Annotated in this window: 9 protein-coding genes; 5 read left to right on the forward strand and 4 right to left on the reverse strand. The window is 40.0% G+C overall.

Annotation, left to right across the window (positions count from 1 at the left end; all coding sequences use genetic code 11):
• Positions 1-206 precede the first annotated feature (206 nt).
• Positions 207-3,716: a transcription-repair coupling factor gene (mfd, locus tag FJR11_RS12720; protein ID WP_168504125.1), complete on the forward strand. Its 3,510-nt coding sequence runs from the start codon at positions 207-209 to the stop codon at positions 3,714-3,716.
• A gap of 84 nt (positions 3,717-3,800) precedes the next feature.
• Here mfd and FJR11_RS12725 read toward each other — a convergent pair whose 3' ends face one another.
• Both FJR11_RS12725 and FJR11_RS12730 read right to left on the reverse strand, forming a co-directional pair.
• Positions 3,801-4,121, reverse strand: a complete 321-nt coding sequence (locus FJR11_RS12725) for a DUF2973 domain-containing protein (protein WP_168504127.1) — start codon at positions 4,119-4,121, stop codon at positions 3,801-3,803.
• A 231-nt stretch (positions 4,122-4,352) separates the two neighbouring features.
• Positions 4,353-4,670, reverse strand: coding sequence for a DUF2605 domain-containing protein (locus tag FJR11_RS12730; RefSeq protein ID WP_168504129.1), 318 nt, complete (start codon positions 4,668-4,670; stop codon positions 4,353-4,355).
• A 426-nt stretch (positions 4,671-5,096) separates the two neighbouring features.
• On the opposite strand from FJR11_RS12730, the gene thrS reads away from it, so the two are divergent.
• A complete protein-coding gene (gene thrS / locus FJR11_RS12735) occupies positions 5,097-6,917 on the forward strand; it encodes a threonine--tRNA ligase (RefSeq protein ID WP_168504131.1) in 1,821 nt (606 codons plus the stop codon).
• A gap of 58 nt (positions 6,918-6,975) precedes the next feature.
• Here thrS and glmU read toward each other — a convergent pair whose 3' ends face one another.
• Both glmU and lepA read right to left on the reverse strand, forming a co-directional pair.
• Positions 6,976-8,331 carry a bifunctional UDP-N-acetylglucosamine diphosphorylase/glucosamine-1-phosphate N-acetyltransferase GlmU gene (glmU, locus tag FJR11_RS12740; protein WP_168504133.1) on the reverse strand — a complete coding sequence of 452 codons (1,356 nt, stop codon included), beginning with the start codon at positions 8,329-8,331 and terminating at the stop codon, positions 6,976-6,978.
• 297 nt (positions 8,332-8,628) lie between these two features.
• Positions 8,629-10,440: a translation elongation factor 4 gene (gene lepA, locus FJR11_RS12745; RefSeq protein ID WP_168504135.1), complete on the reverse strand. Its 1,812-nt coding sequence runs from the start codon at positions 10,438-10,440 to the stop codon at positions 8,629-8,631.
• 270 nt (positions 10,441-10,710) lie between these two features.
• Here lepA and FJR11_RS12750 point away from each other — a divergent pair, with 270 nt between their 5' ends.
• From FJR11_RS12750 to FJR11_RS12760, 3 genes are all read left to right on the forward strand, one after another.
• Positions 10,711-12,015, forward strand: coding sequence for an RNA-guided endonuclease TnpB family protein (locus FJR11_RS12750; RefSeq protein ID WP_168504137.1), 1,305 nt, complete (start codon positions 10,711-10,713; stop codon positions 12,013-12,015).
• Between the two features lie 125 nt (positions 12,016-12,140).
• Positions 12,141-12,377, forward strand: coding sequence for a hypothetical protein (locus tag FJR11_RS12755; RefSeq protein ID WP_168504139.1), 237 nt, complete (start codon positions 12,141-12,143; stop codon positions 12,375-12,377).
• A gap of 174 nt (positions 12,378-12,551) precedes the next feature.
• Positions 12,552-13,902: histidine kinase dimerization/phospho-acceptor domain-containing protein (locus FJR11_RS12760; RefSeq protein WP_168504141.1), on the forward strand; the 1,351-nt coding region annotated here is incomplete at its 3' end.

Here is a 13,902-nt window from a genome sequence, read left to right on the forward strand (position 1 = left end):
TTTATTAGTATCCAGTATTTTAGGTAATTCTCTAAATACTTTGACTATACACAAAGTAGTAGCTATATTTCTTCTGTCTATGAGTAGTTCAGCTTGATTCTTTTCGGTTCATCCTCTAGAGTGCGATGAAAACTTTTAAAATAGTGGATATAACCTGCTTTTAGATTTTGACATCAGCAGCGACTTCCTTTTTTAGCGTAAAACTTATGGCCTTTTCTTCTATTGTGCGTGCTTTGGCGCGATCGCCACTTACCGCAGAACTAATTACCAAACTCAACAAACAACAGGAATTGCGGTTAAATGGCATTTCTCGTCTCCCCAAGGGACTGGTAGCTTCAGCATTAGCCAACTATGAAGATCAGGATTTGTGTGTGGTCTGTGCCACCCTAGAGGAAGCTGGTCGGGTTTTCGCGCAAATGGAAGCCATGGGCTGGAAAACTGTCCACTTTTACCCCACTTCCGAAGCATCCCCTTATGAACCCTTTGACCCTGAAAATGAGTTGAGTTGGGGACAAATGCAGGTTTTAGCAGATTTGGTTGTGAGGGGTGATCAAACAAGGGGCGGGGAGACCCCGCCCGTACAACAGGGGTTGCCAAAGCAAAAAACGGCGATAATTGTGACTGTGGGGGCGTTACAGCCACATTTGCCACCATCGGAAGCGTTTAAATCATTTTGTGTCACTTTAGAAAAAGGGATGGAATTTGATTTAGATGGGTTTGGGGAAAAAATCACGATTTTGGGATATGAACGAGTTCCCCTGGTGGAAACTGAAGGACAATGGAGTAGACGGGGGGATATTGTGGATGTGTTTCCCGTGTCCTCGGAGTTACCTGTGCGCTTGGAATGGTTCGGCGACGAAATTGAACAAATTCGGGAATTTGACCCCACCACCCAACGTTCTGCCCTGGATAAGGTGGAAAAAATCACCCTCACCCCGACAAGTTTTGCCCCAATTATTTTAGATGCACTGAAAAATTTACCAGGAAATGTAGAAACGTTCTCTGGAACGTCTTTGGAAGAGTTAGGAACATTAGAAGGAAGTCGGCGATTTTTGGGGTTGGCTTTTGCAAAACCCGCTTCATTACTGGACTATTTATCAGAAAATACCATTGTGGCCATTGATGAGTCAGAACAATGTTATGCTCATAGCGATCGCTGGGTGGAAAATGCTCAAAGTCAGTGGAAACTGGGGACTGGGGGAAATTATCCGCAGATTCCCAAAATTCATCGGACTTTTGATGAGTGTATAGGGGAAATTGGGAATTTTAGAAAGTTATATTTATCGGAATTGTCGGAAGAAAATAGTGGTTTGAATTTAGCTAGTAGACCTTTACCTGTTACACCTCACCAATTTGCCAAGTTAGCTGAGACAATTAGACAAGAACGCAATCGCAATTTTGCAGTTTGGATACTTTCGGCTCAACCTTCTCGTTCTGTTTCTCTCCTCCAAGAACATGATTGTCCCGCGCAGTTTATCCCCAATCCCCGTGATTATCAAGCTATTGATAAACTGCAAATTAATCATATCCCAATTGCTCTTAAATATTCCGGTTTAGCAGAATTAGAAGGGTTTATTTTACCTTCTTTTCGGTTAGTTATTGTCACCGATAGAGAATTTTATGGACAACATTCTTTAGCTAATTTTGGCTATGTTCGCAAACGTCGTCAAGCGGCATCTAAACAAGTTGATCCTAACAAATTACGGCAGGGAGATTATGTTGTTCATCGTAGTCATGGTATTGGTAAATTTGTCAAATTAGAAAGTTTGACAATTAATGATGAAACCCGTGATTATTTAGTTGTCCAATATGCAGATGGTTTATTAAGAGTTGCGGCTGACCAAGTTGGTTCTTTATCTCGTTTCCGCACCAGTGGAGACAAAGCCCCAGAATTACATAAAATGACCGGAAAAGCTTGGGAAAATACCAAGAATAAAGTCCGCAAAGCCATTAAGAAATTAGCGGTAGATTTGTTAAAATTGTACGCAGCGCGATCTAAACAAGAAGGTTTTTCCTATCCCGCAGATATGCCTTGGCAAGAAGAAATGGAAGATTCTTTCCCTTATCAACCTACCACAGATCAACTCAAAGCGGTACAAGATGTCAAACGGGATATGGAAAGCGAAAGACCGATGGATCGGTTAGTATGTGGAGATGTGGGTTTTGGCAAAACAGAAGTGGCAATTCGGGCGATTTTTAAAGCCGTTACCGCAGGAAAGCAAGTGGCACTTTTAGCCCCAACAACGATTTTAACTCAACAACATTATCACACAATTAAAGAACGTTTTGCTCCTTATCCTGTGAATGTAGGTTTACTAAATCGTTTTCGCAGTGCGGAAGAAAAACGGAATATTCAAAAACGACTGGCTACGGGAGAATTAGATATAGTTGTGGGGACACATCAGTTATTAGGAAAAGGTGTGCAATTTAAAGATTTAGGACTTTTGGTAATTGACGAAGAACAAAGATTTGGCGTTAATCAAAAGGAAAAAATCAAAAGCCTCAAAACTCAAGTTGATGTTTTAACTCTTTCGGCAACTCCTATTCCCAGAACCTTATATATGTCCTTATCGGGAATTCGGGAAATGAGTTTAATTACCACTCCACCTCCCACCAGAAGACCAATTCAAACTCATCTTTCACCCCTCAACTCTGATATTGTGAGAAGTGCAATTCGTCAAGAATTAGATCGAGGTGGACAGGTATTTTATGTAGTTCCGCGAGTAGACGGAATTGAAGAAACCACTACAAAATTGCGGGAAATGGTTCCCGGAGGCAGATTTGCCATCGCCCATGGTCAAATGGACGAAAGCGAGTTAGAATCAACCATGCTGACTTTTGGGAATAATGACGCTGATATTCTTGTTTGTACAACAATTATTGAATCTGGTTTAGATATTCCGCGAGTTAATACAATTCTAATTGAAGATGCTCACCGTTTTGGTTTATCGCAATTATATCAATTACGGGGACGAGTGGGACGGGCAGGAATTCAAGCTCACGCATGGTTATTTTACCCCAAACAACGAGAATTATCCGACGCAGCCAGACAAAGATTAAGAGCAATTCAAGAATTTACCCAACTCGGTTCTGGATATCAATTAGCCATGCGAGATATGGAAATTCGCGGTGTGGGAAACTTGTTAGGTGCAGAACAATCTGGTCAAATGGATGTGATTGGCTTTGATTTGTATATGGAAATGTTAGAAGAAGCAATTCGAGAAATTAGAGGTCAAGAAATTCCCAAAGTTGAAGATACGCAAATTGACCTTAATCTCACGGCATTTATTCCTTCTACTTACATTACCGATCTTGATCAAAAAATGAGTGCTTATCGGGCTGTAGCCACGGTAAAATCAAAATATGAATTAAAACAAATTGCTGCTGAATGGACTGATAGATATGGGACTATCCCCGTACCAGCAAATCAATTATTGCGCGTGATGGAATTAAAACAATTAGCCAAAAATCTGGGATTTAGCCGCATTAAACCAGAGAATAAACAGCACATTGTTTTAGAAACTCCCATGGAAGAACCCGCTTGGAATCTATTAGCAGAAAACCTAACTCCCACCATGAAAGCCAGATTTGTTTATTCTCCTGGGAAGGTAACAGCAAGAGGTTTAGGAGTATTTAAAGCAGATCAACAATTGCAAACTTTAATTGATACTTTTATGAAAATGCAAGGGGCAATTCCTGAAACTGCTTTAGTTTGATTTAGAACTACTAACAACTTAGGGGTTCAGCACAATGCTAAACCCCTAACCCTTGACAAAATCCCCAATGACAACAAGTATTAATTAAGCCCCTTCTGAGCGATCAATTTTCTGACTAGGAGAAGATTCATAAAGTGCATCTAACTGTTCCCGTGCATCTTCAACATTAATTGAACGCATTACCAACAGAGGTTCTTTAATCATATTACCTGCACTGTCTAACAATTCAGGATGGGGGACATATTGCCTTCTAGCTGCATAATAACCAAAGCCACCTGATGATGATTGGTTATTTGAATAAGTTCGTTCTCTGTCAAAACTGAACATGATCAGATTGCGAATTAAGTTACCAACAGCCATAAATGCCAAAACGGTGAAAGCTAAAATATAAAGTAGGTGTAGCATGGAATTTTCCTCCAGAACAGCAATGGTTAAAAATGTTATCTTGTAAAACTTAAAACTCCGTAAATAAATAATTTACGGTAAAAGAGAATGTAAAATTCTTTACTTGTGCGCGTATATTATATTATGCAATCCTTATATTCAGATAAAGGTAACATGAGACACATTATTTTTTTATGAAAACAATGTTAAGAATTGTCTAATATCTTTACAATTTCTACTTTGTCAAGGATTTCATGATTCCTTTGACTGACCTAAACGCATTCCCACACCCCAACACTCTGTAACTAATTGATGCCAAGGCATTACAGTTGCCATATCAATTCCCACTTGTTGATTAGTTGCCGTAAATAACATCCTGGACGTGTTGAGTTCTTCTTGTGCATCCCTAACTCGTTTTAGTAAGTCAGTCTGCTCTTGTTCGCTCATAAATTGGATTTTCTCATTTTCCAGGATTTGACGATATCGCTCAAACCAATATTGAAAATCCTCTAACAGCGGTTCTAAGACTGATTTCAGTAAATCAGCACTTGGTAGATTCGAGTCCCCCATATATGAGAAGCATATTTCCTAATTCTTTTTTTATATTAACGTTATTTACGATTCTTAACAATCAGTTCATAACTTCCCACATCAAAAAATCTGTAAATCTGTAACTTCGCATCTGAAGCACAATTATATAAATTTGGCAAGAAATTTGTAAAGTTCCTGGGGGAGTAAGTCTGGATACGTCTAAAGGAATAAATCAGGAGTCAGGAGTCAGGAGTCAGGAGTCAGGAAGAAGAAAGAAGAAAATTTTTCTGTTCCCTGTTCCCTGTTCCCTATTCCCTAACAACCCGATTGACTTGTATGGTTTTTACCAAAAGCTTGTGATTGGGCTAAATTAGGAGAAACCATAGCCAGTGGACTATTATTTATTTTGTAAAGATATTTTTTGTCAACTTTATTTTAATCACTTCGCCAAAAGTTTAATAGCCGATGTCGCCAAATCAAGAAACTCAACCAGTCGAAAAAATCTATTTACCCCGAACCAGCGAATCAGAAACATTAAAAAAGATTCGCCACACAGCTTCGCATATTATGGCAATGGCAGTGCAAAAGCTGTTTCCTAAAGCGCAAGTTACAATTGGTCCTTGGATTGAAAATGGGTTTTATTATGACTTTGATAGTCCAGAACCCTTTAGCGATAAGGATTTGAAAACCATTCAAAAAGAAATGGTGAAGATTATTAATCGCAAATTACCATTAATTCGAGAAGAAGTCAGCCGAGAAGAAGCACAACGCCGCATTGAAGCTATTAACGAACCCTATAAACTGGAAATTCTCGGAGATATCAAACAAGAACCCATCACAATTTACCATTTAGGAGAGCAATGGTGGGATTTGTGCGCGGGGCCACATTTGGAAAATACCAGCGAAATTAATCCCAAAGCCATAGAATTAGAAAGCGTTGCTGGTGCTTATTGGCGGGGAAATGAAAACAACGCCCAATTACAACGAATTTATGCTACAGCTTGGGAAACTCCCGAACAATTAGCAGAGTATAAACGCCGGAAAGAGGAAGCTTTGCGCCGTGACCATCGTAAACTAGGGAAAGAACTAGGATTGTTTATCTTTTCCGATTTAGTCGGACCTGGTTTACCCTTGTGGACTCCCAAAGGGACTTTGTTAAGAACGATTTTAGAAGACTTCCTCAAAAAAGAACAGTTAAAACGGGGTTATTTACCTGTCGTTACTCCCCATATTGCCAGAGTTGATTTATTTAAAACATCTGGACACTGGCAGAAATACAAGGAAGATATGTTTCCTTTAATGGCTGAAGATGAGGAAGCAAGAGCCATAGAACAGGGTTTTGTGATGAAACCAATGAACTGCCCTTTCCATATCCAAATATACAAGAGTGAATTACGCTCTTATCGGGAATTACCGATGCGTTTGGCGGAATTTGGTACAGTTTACCGTTATGAACAATCGGGAGAATTGGGTGGTTTAACCAGGGTGCGTGGTTTTACAGTTGATGATTCTCATTTGTTTGTAACTCCCGAACAGTTAGACAGTGAATTTCTGAATGTTGTAGATTTGATTTTGAGCGTTTTCAAAAGTCTGCAATTAAAGAATTTTAAAGCTAGACTCAGTTTCCGTGACCCAGCCAGTGATAAGTATATCGGTTCTGATGAAGCTTGGGATAAAGCTGAAGGGGCGATTCGTCGCGCTGTGCAACAATTGGGAATGGATCATTTTGAAGGAATTGGGGAAGCGGCTTTTTATGGTCCAAAACTCGATTTTATCTTCAGTGATGCTTTAGAACGGGAATGGCAATTGGGAACTGTACAAGTAGATTATAACTTACCTGAACGGTTTGATTTAGAATATGTAGCTGAAGATGGTTCGCGTCAACGTCCAGTAATGCTTCACCGCGCCCCCTTTGGTTCTTTGGAACGATTAATTGGGATTTTGATTGAAGAGTACGCGGGTGATTTCCCCTTGTGGTTAGCACCTGTGCAAATCAGGTTATTACCTGTAGGTGATCTTCAATTAGATTTTACTAAGGAAGTAGCAGCGAAGATGGTTGCATTGGGTATTCGGGCGGAAGTGGATACCAGTGGCGATCGCTTGGGCAAGTTGATTCGCAACGCGGAAAAGGATAAAATACCTGTCATGGCGGTGGTTGGTGCCAAGGAAGTGGAAGCCAACAGCTTGAGTATCCGTACCCGTGCTTCTGGGGAATTGGGAGTCATAACTGTGGATGAAGTTATGAATAAAATCACAGAAGCAATTACTAACTTTACCAACTTCTAGTAATTATTAACTCCTGTCTTGGATAAAAAGGTGCGTTAGGAACGCACCCTAAAAAACATTAACTATCAGTTTTCATTTTCCAACCTGTTTTGACAACTTGACGACTGCGTGCAATTACCAAAGAATCATCAGGGACATCTTCCGTCACCGTTGAACCTGCGGCTATGTAGACATCATTCCCCACAGTAATAGGTGCAACTAAAACACTATTAGAACCGGTTTTAGTGCGATCGCCTATAATTGTCTTATGCTTCTTCACACCGTCATAATTAGCAGTAATTGTCCCCGCACCCACATTGACCTGAGTTCCAGTTGTGGTATCACCTAAATATGATAAGTGTGCTACATTAGTGCGATCGCCTAATTGAGTATTTTTTAACTCCACAAAATTACCAATTCTGCAACCGATACCCACCTCAGCATGACCACGTAAATGAGCGTAAGGTCCAATGCGAGTTTGAGATTGAACAATACTATCTGTGACTACAGAATATAGAACAGTGACATTTTCCCCCAATTCACTATTCTCAATGAAACTCCCCGGACCAATGCGACTACCAGCTTGAATTACCGTTTTTCCGCGCAAATGAGTTTGCGGTTCAATAATCACATCTGGTTGTAATTCCACCGTTTCATCAATCGTAATACTGGTAGGATCTATTAGCGTCACACCTGCTAACAACCATTTTTCCTTAATCCGTCTTTGCAAAATATCGTTAGCTGTTGCTAATTGCAATCTGTCATTAATTCCCAAAATTTCTTGATAATCTTCCACATCTACAGCCATTACTTTACCAACCTGAGTGACAGCATCAGTTAAGTAATATTCTTTTTGGGCATTATTTGCTGCTAATTGAGGTAAAAAATTTGCTAAATCTGGCCAACGGAAACAGTAAATACCAGCATTCACGCGGTCATTTTCTCTTTGGTTAGGAGTACAATCTTTATCCTCAACCATTTTTTGGACAATACCTTCACTATTCCGAAAAACCCGTCCGTAACCTTGGGGATTTGCTAATTGTGCAGAGAGAATAGTACATGAATTCTGATTTTCTTGGTGAGTTTGTAAGAGGTTTTTTAAAGTTTCCGTCCGCAACAAAGGCACATCACCATTTAAAATCAATAAATCCCCTGTATAACCTTCCAAATGGGGAAGTAATTGTTGGATAGCATGACCTGTACCTAATTGTGCAGTCTGTTCTACAAATTCCACCCCATGAATTGAATCCAACGCCGTTTTTACTTCTTGGGACTGATAACCAACAATTACTAATCTGCGAGAAGGTGAAAGAGGTTCAGCACTTTCAATCACCCGTTCAACTAAAGATTTTCCACCCAAAGAATGTAAAACTTTAGGCAGATTAGATTTCATTCTTGTGCCTTTTCCAGCCGCGAGAATTGCTACAACAACCATAATTATATATCAGTAAATTTGCGATAAATGCTTTTTTGATTTGCTCTCTTCCAGGTCAAATCATATCAGTTAATCAATTGCAGTGGTAGTCTTCTGAAAATTTTAAATAACAAATAAACTATCCTACTACAAAGTGATATCACTGCCTCAGATAGATAACATTAAAGGTAACAAATTTGAGATTTAAACTTGTCAATCTTACCCATTTTTTCGATGATTGCAAGAATCAACTCGCCTGTAGTTTCCGTCACCATTGCATACAGGCGAGTTTTCACCAATAAACTAAAAATTAGTAAATTAGCTTTGATCTAGGCGCAGCACAGCCATAAAAGCTTCCTGGGGTACATCTACCGTACCTATCGCCTTCATCCGTTTTTTACCTTTGGCTTGCTTCTGCAAAAGTTTTTTCTTCCGGCTGATATCGCCACCGTAGCACTTAGCTAGGACATCTTTCCGCATAGCTGGAATATGTTCACTGGCAATAACTTTCGCACCAATGGAAGCTTGAATGGGGACTTTGAATTGATGACGGGGAATTAGTTCTTTGAGTTTTTCCGTCATGGCTCTGCCGACATTGTAGGCTTTATCCCTGTGGACAATCATGGCTAAGGAATCCACTGGATCACCGTTAATCATAATATCCAATTTTACCAAAGGATTTTCCCGGTAGCCAATCAGATGATATTCCATACTGGCGTAACCGCGAGAACGGGATTTCATTTGATCAAAAAAGTCGGTAACAACTTCCGCTAAAGGTAACTCATAGGTGAGTGTAGTCCGTCCTTGGGTGAGATATTTCATATCTTTGAAGATTCCCCGTCGGTTTTGTGACAACTCCATTAAAGAACCAACGTAGGTTTCTGGAGTAATCATTTCTACTTTGACATAGGGTTCTTCGATTCTGTCGCGCTCATTGGGTCCAGGTAAGCGGCTAGGATTATCAATGTACAGTTCTTCACCTTTGATGGTGACGACTTTGTAAACCACTGAAGGGGCGGTAATGATTAAATCTAGGTTATACTCCCGTTCTAAGCGTTCCTGGACGATTTCCATGTGCAGCAATCCCAAAAACCCGCACCGGAAACCAAAACCCATGGCACTAGAAGTTTCAGGTTCGTACTGTAATGCCGCATCATTGAGTTCCAGTTTTTCTAAAGCTTCCCGCAAGTCTTCAAACTGATCTGCGTCTATGGGGAACATCCCACAAAATACCATGGGATTGGCTTCAGCGTAACCAGGTAAAGCTTCTGTGGCTTTGTTTTTGCACAGGGTAATGGTATCCCCTACTCTGGCATCAGCTACGGCTTTAATGGCTGCGGCAAAATAACCTACTTCCCCGGCATGAAGTTCTTCAACTTGCTTTTGAGTGGGACAGAGAATGCCTAATTCATCAATGACATATTCTTTCTCTGATGCCATTAAGTAGACGCGATCGCCTTTTTTTACAGTTCCATCCATCACCCGGAAATAAACAATTACACCCCGGTAACTATCATAATAACTATCAAAAATCAGCGCTCGGAGCTTTTCATTGACAGTGTTCGCCGGTGCGGGAACCCGTGCGACAATTGTTTCTAAAATCTCAGCAATGCCAATTCCCTCTTTAGCTGAAGCTAAAATTGCCCCACTACAATCTAAACCGATAATTTCTTCAATTTCGCCAATTACTCGCTCTGGTTCAGCCCCTGGTAAATCAATTTTATTTAAAACCGGGATAATTTCTAGATTACTCTCTAGAGCTAAATATACATTGGCTAGGGTTTGCGCCTCTACGCCTTGAGACGCATCCACAACTAATAATGCTCCTTCACAAGCAATCAGAGAACGCGACACTTCATAGGAAAAGTCCACGTGTCCAGGAGTATCAATTAAATTGAGAACATACTGCTGACCATCCTTAGCAGTATAATTCATCCGGGCAGCTTGCAGCTTAATTGTAATGCCGCGCTCCCGTTCCAAATCCATGTTATCGAGAAACTGCTCTTTCATCTGTCTATCTTCTACAGTCCCAGTAGCCTGTAGTAAGCGATCAGCCAGAGTAGATTTCCCGTGATCAATGTGAGCAATAATACAAAAATTACGAATGCGATCTGCGGGAACGTCAGTCATATACCATCTTTGCCCTAAAGCAAACCAAAGTGAAAACTATTTACTTCATGTATTTTAATGCTTTCTGAGAGAATAAGGCAAAAGGAAACAGGGAAGAGGCAAAAGTTAAGTAATCGGAAAAAATTAATTCCATATATTGTCTTTATATTCCCTGTTCCCTGTTCCCTGTTACAACAACTTAAGCTATTATTTAGCTTGAACCGACAGAAGCCCCACGACTGACCAGACAGGGCATTATGCTATTCTATAGCAAATAGATTTCACTCTAAAATGTTAAAAGTCGTCAAAGTCAGATTATATCCAGATTCTCAACAGCAGCAGTCATTGGCGCAAGCTTTTGGTAGTTGTCGTTGGTTGTGGAATTATTGTCTGAACTTGATGAACGAAACTTATAAAGAGACAGGGAAAGGTTTGTCTGGCTATGAAGTCAAAAAGCTAATACCTCAACTTAAGAAAGAGAATGACTGGCTTGCCCTGACTTACTCTCAGTGCTTACAGCAAGCCTGCTTAAACCTAGGAGTTGCATTTAACAACTTCTTTGAAAAAAGAGCCAAATATCCAAGATTCAAATCTAAACACGGTAAGCAAGCGATACAGTACCCTCAAAATGTCAAAATTTCCGATCATCAATTAATCCTGCCAAAAATAGGAAAAGTATCGGCAATTATCCACAGGGAAATTGAGGGAAAAATTAAAACTGTAACCATTACTAAAAACTGTAGTGATCAGTATTTTGCCGCTATTCTATTTGATGATGCTAAAGAAAAGCCAGAACTAATCGCCGAGGGTAAGTCCATAGGTGTTGACTTGGGATTAACCCATTTTGTAATTACCAGTGATGGTTCTAAGTTTGATAATCCCAGAATACTTAATAAACATGAGAAAAATTTAAAACTCAAGCAGCAACAATTATCTAGAAAGCAAAAAGGCTCTAATAACCGGAATAAATCCAGAAAGAAAGTCGCTAGAGTTCATAGAAAAATCACTAACTGCCGTGAAGATTTTCTCCACAAGCTATCTCGTAGGATAGTTAACGAAAACCAAGTAATTGTGGTGGAAAATCTTCATATTAAAGGTATGATGCAAAACCATTGTCTAGCCAAATCTATTCAGCAAGCTGGATGGGGTATGTTTTGCACGATACTTAAATACAAAGCAGAAAACGAAGGGAAGATTTATCAAGAAGTTGATAGATTTTTCCCTTCGTCAAAAACTTGTCATGTCTGTTTAAATCAGGTGGGTAGCTTGCCACTTGATGTCAGGTATTGGACTTGTGAAAAGTGCCAGACTAAGCATGACAGAGATATTAATGCAGCGATTAACCTTCGAGATGAAGGACTACGAATTTTGACAAGCCAGTCGCCTCAAGTCGGGAAACCCGCCCACGGTGCTGGCTCCTCTGGAACGGGGGATAAAGCGATAAAGTGTGGTCTTGGGGGTTTCCCCCATGAACAACTTCATCAAGAAGCCTGTCGCCCAGATGTAAGTCACAGTAATAGAGGACGCAAGAAATCTACTACTACGCTTTCTGTTGGGCAGGAAGCTCACACTATACCGTCAGGTCAGTGTGGGTAGTTCACAATCTATTTATAGCTCCTAGTGTTGATGACCTAGCAGCTTACAATTAAATAGACTGATTTATAAATATCATAATTGCTTGACAACGCTTTCAATTAAACTATTTCAGAGTATTTAAAACCATGAATATGCAGGAACAACCTAACAGTGCAGATAACAAACGCGCTGATAAGACAGAAATCGCTCTTAATCTAGATTCCGAATTAATAGAGCAAATTCAACATCTCACTAATGATCCCAGTAAAGTGATTGAGGTGGCTATCCGTCAATGGTTGCGGGGTGATTTTACCAGGGATGATGAGTTAACACGTACCCCTCTACGCACACCTGTTCCCCCTCGTGGTGAATGGAATGATTAAAATTACCTGGCAAGTATCAATCAATGATAAGAAATGTAAAAATTAATGTCTTAAATGCCAGAAAAGTCAAAAATCCATAATTAAAAAATGTGAAAGCTGTAACAGTTTATGCCAGAATTTAAGTGGCTTTAGTATAAGCACGGTAGAAAGCCTTTTGTCTATCCAACTCGATTAATGACTATTACTGCCAATACCCAATTGCCAAATTTAATTCCTCTAAATCTGGAATCTAGTCCCCGTAGTCCAGATGGCTCATCAGCAAATCTGGGAGCAGAGCTAGTATATACCCAAGACGGATCTGGTCGCTATCTGACATTCTATTGGCAGCATAGCGACTACTTAGGGTATGATCCCCAGAAGATAGTTGATCTACTAAATGAGAATGATAGCTTTGCGCCGGTAGATAAAACTGCTTATTTGGAACAGTTACACCATATTTTAAGCAGTTCTGTACCAGAAAGGGTGAAATGTTGGTTTAAATGCCCAAATATTGAATTATTAGAGTTGGAATTGACAATTACGCCGATTCTACCGCAATTTGGTCAACCGACAACTACCGTCTTAGTCATAGGTAGGGTACTACCATCCACAATTAAACCTCCAGAAGCGAATCAGGCACTGAAATTGCCGACAGCACTGGAGTTAGCTTTGCGGTTGCAACGACATCAAAATTTATTAAACAGAATCACCAGAAATATCCGCCGGACACTAGAGTTAGATATTATTTGGCAACAAACAGTTGATAGTTTGGGGACAAAACTCAACCTAGAACGCTGTATTATTTGCCCTTATCAACCCTCTAATACCAAGGTTCGGGTAATTGCTGAGTATCATCAACCAGGGCAAATTTCTATACTTGGCTCAGAAATAGACATATCTTCTGAGCCAGCTTTTGCTGAGGCTTTGGCTACTTTAGAACCAGTAGTGATGGCAGTTCCCTGTAGTAACCAATCTCCACAGTACAAAGTTCTGGTTGTTGCTACTTGTTACAAAGATAAAGCTAATGGTTTAGCGGCTCTTACCTTTACTAATGAATGCTATCCATTGACACGAGCAGAATTAGAATTAGCTAAAGAAGTCGCAGATCAATTAGGAACAGCGATCGCTCATGCTACTTTATATAAAGAACTAGAAGAATCTCGACAAAAAGCTGAAGAAGCTTCCCGCTTAAAAAGTGAATTTCTGGCCAATGTCTCCCATGAAATTCGTACTCCCCTAAATGGCATGATTGGCTTCTTAAAGCTGATTTTAGAAGGCATGACAGATGATCCAGAAGAACAGCATGAGTTTATTACAGAAGCTCATGAATTGTCTTTGCACCTGTTAAATATCCTCAATGACATTTTGGACATTGCCAAAATTGAAGCTGGTAAAATGGAGTTAGACTGTTCACCAGTCAACCTCAAGGAATTATTCGATGATGTTGAAAGCTTTACCCGCACTCAAGCTGAGACTAAAAATCTCAGTTTCCAGATGGAAATGCCTGCAATCTCTGACGATATAATTGTTCAAGGCAACTATAAAA

This window comes from Anabaena sp. UHCC 0187, from assembly GCF_009712035.1.
GTDB lineage: Bacteria > Cyanobacteriota > Cyanobacteriia > Cyanobacteriales > Nostocaceae > Dolichospermum.

Excerpts from the sequence above, each read along its gene's own strand:
- glmU (WP_168504133.1), bottom strand. The coding sequence starts at position 8,331 with ATGGTTGTTGTAGCAATTCTCGCGGCTGGAAAAGGCACAAGAATGAAA.
- FJR11_RS12750 (WP_168504137.1), top strand. The coding sequence starts at position 10,711 with ATGTTAAAAGTCGTCAAAGTCAGATTATATCCAGATTCTCAACAGCAG.
- thrS (WP_168504131.1), top strand. The coding sequence starts at position 5,097 with ATGTCGCCAAATCAAGAAACTCAACCAGTCGAAAAAATCTATTTACCC.
- FJR11_RS12730 (WP_168504129.1), bottom strand. The coding sequence starts at position 4,670 with ATGGGGGACTCGAATCTACCAAGTGCTGATTTACTGAAATCAGTCTTA.
- mfd (WP_168504125.1), top strand. The coding sequence starts at position 207 with ATGGCCTTTTCTTCTATTGTGCGTGCTTTGGCGCGATCGCCACTTACC.
- FJR11_RS12725 (WP_168504127.1), bottom strand. The coding sequence starts at position 4,121 with ATGCTACACCTACTTTATATTTTAGCTTTCACCGTTTTGGCATTTATG.
- FJR11_RS12755 (WP_168504139.1), top strand. The coding sequence starts at position 12,141 with ATGAATATGCAGGAACAACCTAACAGTGCAGATAACAAACGCGCTGAT.
- lepA (WP_168504135.1), bottom strand. The coding sequence starts at position 10,440 with ATGACTGACGTTCCCGCAGATCGCATTCGTAATTTTTGTATTATTGCT.